At 55.7% G+C, this 5,192-nt stretch carries 6 protein-coding genes; all 6 read right to left on the minus strand.

Annotation, left to right across the window (positions count from 1 at the left end; genetic code table 11):
- Positions 1-72 precede the first annotated feature (72 nt).
- Positions 73-315, minus strand: coding sequence for an IS630 transposase-related protein (locus tag E4P82_RS20330; RefSeq protein WP_169250589.1), 243 nt, complete (start codon positions 313-315; stop codon positions 73-75).
- A 262-nt stretch (positions 316-577) separates the two neighbouring features.
- A complete protein-coding gene (locus E4P82_RS20335) occupies positions 578-1,882 on the minus strand; it encodes a sigma-54-dependent transcriptional regulator (protein WP_169250590.1) in 1,305 nt (434 codons plus the stop codon).
- A 75-nt stretch (positions 1,883-1,957) separates the two neighbouring features.
- Positions 1,958-4,048: a CHASE2 domain-containing protein gene (locus tag E4P82_RS20340; RefSeq protein ID WP_169250591.1), complete on the minus strand. Its 2,091-nt coding sequence runs from the start codon at positions 4,046-4,048 to the stop codon at positions 1,958-1,960.
- Positions 4,049-4,057: 9 nt separating this feature from the next.
- Positions 4,058-4,273, minus strand: a complete 216-nt coding sequence (locus E4P82_RS20345) for a hypothetical protein (protein ID WP_169250592.1) — start codon at positions 4,271-4,273, stop codon at positions 4,058-4,060.
- Between the two features lie 23 nt (positions 4,274-4,296).
- Entirely contained in the window at positions 4,297-4,632 is a 336-nt protein-coding gene (locus E4P82_RS20350) for a TonB-dependent receptor (protein ID WP_338140974.1), read from the minus strand.
- The coding region (locus E4P82_RS20355; protein WP_211203237.1) for a hypothetical protein at positions 4,629-5,192 on the minus strand (564 nt) is incomplete at its 5' end. The genes E4P82_RS20350 and E4P82_RS20355, both read right to left, overlap by 4 nt.

The raw sequence follows: 5,192 nt of genomic DNA on the forward strand, positions 1-5,192 counted from the left end.
ATCAAAATAAATTTGTTTGCTATATACGCACGCGCAGCTTCCGCTTCAGCGCATAGCAAATCGCATTCTGCGTCACGCCGAGTCGGCCGCTCGCTCGCGCTGGTAGGCGTCAGGGTAGTCCCGCAGGTCTTGCTCTAGCGCCGCCACGTCCAGCTTGCGTCGCCGAAACCCTGATGGCTTGCGCTCGACCTGCTTCAGCCAGCGCATCACGCTCGCTTTCCCCACCGCAAACCGCTGGGCCACTTGGGTGATCGACAACTGTTCCCGCTCCCGAACGCCCAGCACTTTACGACGAAAATCGATTGAGTAGGCCATTCGTTAAATATGATCAAAATAAATTTGTTTTGCTATATTTGTCGTTGCGTGCATAATCATCTGACACAGCAGGATTAAATCTGGAAACACCCTGTGTTTGCGTTTGTTTTGATCTTGATGGGGGAGGGTCGAGGCGAGGGTTCAAAACAATTTCGAAAGGCGGTGGCAGGGTTGATGGCTCGGCCTGCTCGTATTCAGATTGCAACGAATTCGGCAATTACCATTTCATTTTGAAACCAAGGGATTTGGAGCGGGTTCAGGCTTATTTTTGATAGTCTTTCAACCGGCGCCACAAGGTGGTTCGACTGATTCCCAACTCCTTGGCGGTCAGTTTCAGGTTACCGTTGTTGATTGTGAGCGACCGTTCGATTTGCACGCGTTCAAGCTGTTCCAGACGGGAAATCTCGTTGGTGTCGGAGGGGGGCTGCGGCAGCCATTCGCCGGCTTCGATCAGGTCCCCAGAACTCAGGATCAGTGCCCGTTCGATCAGATTTTCCAACTCGCGCACATTGCCTGGATAGTCGTAGCGGAGCAGATCCCGCAAGGCCTCCTCGGTAAAACCGGTGGCTTGGCGATTGAGCTTGTGACGGTATTTCCGCAGGCAATGCTCCGCCAGCGGGGGAATATCCTCGATTCGCTCCCGCAATGGCGGGATATGCAGGGGAAAAACATTGAGCCGATAATACAGATCGCTCCGGAACCGGCCGTTTTCGATTTCGGTCGACAAATCCCGGTTGGTCGCCGCAATCACCCGCACGTCCACCTGCCGGTACTGACTCTCCCCGACTCGGCGAAAACTCCCATCCTGCAAGACCTGTAGCAGCTTGACTTGCAGGGTCGGGCTCATTTCGCTGATTTCATCCAGCAATAGCGTACCGCCGTCGACGGCTTCGAACAGGCCCTTGCGATCCTGGACGGCGCCGGTGAACGCGCCACGTTTGTGACCGAACAGTTCGCTCTCCAGCAGGGTTTCGGGCAGCGTCCCGCAATTTTGCTCGATGAACAGTTTGTCCTTGCGCGGGCCGCGCGAGTGAATATGATGGGCCAGCAGCGTCTTGCCGGTGCCGGTTTCGCCGGTCAGCAGCACGGTCGCCGAGTTGTCGATTACCTTGTCGAGTCGATTGAAAACGTGCCGCATGGCCGGACTTTGCCTGACGACGGTATTCGTGAAACCGAATTCCTTGTCGGTTTCCTTTTTCAATAACAGGTTTTCATCCTTCAGGCGCTCGTTGGCGGCCTGCAATTCCTTGAGCAGGCGCTGGTTTTCCATGACCAACTCGTAGCGTTCCAGCGCCAGTTTGACCGTGAGCTTGAGTTCCCGCCGATCCCAGGGTTTGTTGATGTACTGGTAGATGTGGCCTTGATTGATGGCTTGCACCAGCGCGGCGGTATCGGTGTAGCCGGTCAGGATCATGCGGATCGCGTTGGGGTTGATCTCGATGGCGCGTTCCAGCAGTTCCGCGCCGGTCATTTCCGGCATGCGCTGGTCGGCGATGATCAGAGCGATGTCTTGCCGCGCCAACAGCGCCAGCGCCTCGGTTCCGCTGGAAACCGCGAACCACCTCATGGTCCCCCGCGAAAGTTAGGGTGAGGCTGCGGAGAATTTCCTGCTCATCGTCGACGATGAGCAGGCCATGACGCTTCACAATGCTCTCCTGATCGGTCTTACCGGTAGTTCGACCGTGAATTCGCTACCCTGATGGACTGTGCTGGACACTCGGATTTTTCCCCCGTGTTTTTCGACGATGCCATAGCTGATGCTGAGTCCCAATCCGGTTCCCGTGCCCACCGGCTTGGTGGTGAAAAATGGATCGAAAACCTTGGACATGTTCTCTTCCGCGATCCCCGCGCCGTCATCCCGGATGACGACCTTGACCCAATCGTCCTCCGCCCGCGTCTCGATCCAGACGTTGCCCTTGTCGGGGATGGCCTGAGCGGCATTTTGCAACAGGTTCATGAAGACCTGGTTGATTTGTCCGGGCAGACATTCCACCTGGGGTAGAGAATGATACTCCCGGTGAATGGCAATGCGGTTCCGATATTGTTTGGTGAGCAGATTCAGGGTGGATTCGATGCCTTCGTGCAGGTCGACCGGAATCAGGCCGATGTCGTCGGTGCGCGAAAAAATGCGCAGATCCAGCACGATTTTTCTGATTCGCTCGGTGCCTCCCCTGCAACTGGTGATCAGCTCTCGCAAGACCTTCAGGGTGTCGGGGGATTCCCGATGACGCGCATCGCCCCGACGACGGGCCTGAGCGTTCGGTCCGCCTTCGCCGGCGTAGTCCGCAAGCACCTCGGCCAGTCGCTCGGCATATTCCTCGATAAGTTCCAGATTGTTGTGAACGTAGCTGGTGGGGTTGTTCAATTCGTGGGCGACGCCGGCCACCAGCAATCCGAGCGACGCCATTTTTTCCGATTGCACCAGTTGTTGTTGGGCGTGGGTCAAATCTTCGTAAGCGGTTTCGAGTTGCTGGTGGCGTTGGCCGAGTTCTTGGTGAGCAGCGGCCAGTTCCTGGGTACGTTCGGCGATTTTCGCTTCCAGATTGCGGTTGATGCTTTCCAGCAGGCGACGGCGGTCGCGTTCGGCGGTCAACGCCCGCAACAGCAGATGGCCGCCGTGGACCAGCACCAGGATCATGATCCCCGATAGAACCGGTAGCCACAGGCTCGTCGCCGTGAATGCCGCCCAAGCGATGACGAGGCACAGCGCCGCCAGCACGAGAGTCGCGATCAAGGCGGCGAGCGGTTTGAGTCGGGTTGCCAGCAGACTGGCGACCAGCGCCAGCGCCAGCAATCCCAGCCAGCGTTCGATTGGAGTGGGTTCGGCGACAAAGCGTCCGGTGAGTAAATTGTCCACCAACGTGGCTTGAATTTCGACGCCGGCGGCGGGATTGCCGCCCGTCCAGGAAAACGGGGTGAGGAAAGTGTCGCCGGACAAGCGCTGCGGCTCGGGAATGGCTTCCAGCACACGGCCCACCAGCACGATCTTACCGGCGAAAATCCCCGGTGGCAGCAGGCGTTGGGGATCGAGAGCCTGATAGTAGGACACGGTCTGGATCGTCTTCGGCGGTCCCCGGTAGTCGATCAGCAGTTCCTGTAACAGTTCCTTCTGGCTGAAATGCCGCGATTCCAACGCGGCCGCCGTCCCCACTGCTGGTTGTTCGAGGTAGCGCCGGACCACTTGCAAGGCGAAAGAGGGTAGATCCGGGGCGAGCAACCGCGCCCGCCGCACGACGCCGTCCGGGTCGATGCTGACGAAGGCACCGCCGACCCAGGCGGTTTCTCGCAGGGCCGAAATCGGATCGATTCGAATCGTGTGGCGGAACAGGGGATCGTTGACCACCGACAGCGCGCTGGACAGCACGCCATTGCCGGCTTCGCGCAGCGCCAGCGCCAGCGCCTGATCCTCGGCCGGTTCGGAAGGTTCCGCGAACAGGATGTCGAAGCCAATCACCGCGGCGCCGGCTTGGTGAAGTTGTCGGGTCAAGCGAGCATGCAGGCTACGCGGCCAAGGCCATTGCCGTTTGATTTCGGCCATGGACGATTCGTCGATTGCGACGACGACGATGGATTGAGGCGGAGATAGCGCGCCACGCAGGGTGAATAAAAGATCGAGTCCTTTCAGTTCGAGGAGCGAAAAAAAAGAGGTGTTGGAGAGAATAAGAACCAGCCCGAAGGCCAGGCCGGCAACCAGCGTCGCCGGCCAAATCGATGAGTTTTGCAATCTCGGCAAAGCATTAGCTCAATACGGGCATGGATCGACCCATACAAACTGACCATTGATGCGGATAAAGCAACCGCTAGCCACTCCTAATAAAGATTCATTTTCAGGAATGGAATCACGATCCACTTTTACCGTTCTCATCTCGCCTTTATCATCCGAAATCACGGCAATAAACGTATTGGGTGGCAGTTTGAATAGAGTCTCTGCGGGGACTTCAACGCCTGTCAACTTCATGGTATTTCTCCTCGGGGTGTGAACTAAAAATTAAGAACAAACCGGGCAAAGATCGTTCGTTCCGGAATAAACCGGGGGTTTACACCATCAACGAGTATTTGAAATCCGTAATCCTGGAATTGAAATTGCTGATCGAACAAATTCCTGGCTTCGAGAGCAACAATTCCCCATCGCTTGGGCAGGCGATACCCCAGGCCGGCATCCACCAAAACGAAATCCTCACTCTGCGTTGGTAGGACGGCTAATGACTGTTGATCCAGATGCCGGATATCCTGATTTACGTAGGTTACGCCCAGTCCGGCAAAAAACCCGGATGGATCAAAGTAGCGAATATTCAGGGGAATGCTGGTGGTTTTCAACTCGACGGGAGCCTGAAAAAACAATTGCCGAAGGTATTGGCCTTCTTGAAGCTTGAATCCTTCATAACGCCATGCCGCCGTGACCGCCCATCGTGGGTTTGGCAGCCAATACAAAAAAAACCTGATAGATATCTTCCTGATCCTGTTCTATTTCGAAAGGCTGAGATTCTTGCGAACCCACCGGTACTTCGAGATCCCGTCTGACCGCTTCCAGTCCCCCCAACTAATTGATTATTGAATCGAACATTGAGCCCCAAGCCATAGTTCTTGGAAAGCGTCATATAGGCATCATCGAAAAATTGATTAAATCCGGTGACTTGGGTTGGCTCAATGGTTTGTTCGATCAGAGGGGTCCGTTTGACCGTTTGAAACGCGGCTGCTCGTAGAGAAAGATAATCGTTGATCGTCCACTGAACTTCAAGCTTTGGATTCAACTCATTGCGGTTTAAGATTGGGTTATCGTCGGATTGATAGCTCAAACCCACAGTCCAGCTTAGATGTTTCTGGCCATTTGATATTGGTTGTAGCCGTAGGCGATTTTTTTGTTCGATTCGACCCAA

It is taken from the genome of Candidatus Competibacter phosphatis (assembly GCF_012939995.1).
In the GTDB taxonomy this organism is placed as follows: domain Bacteria; phylum Pseudomonadota; class Gammaproteobacteria; order Competibacterales; family Competibacteraceae; genus Competibacter; species Competibacter phosphatis.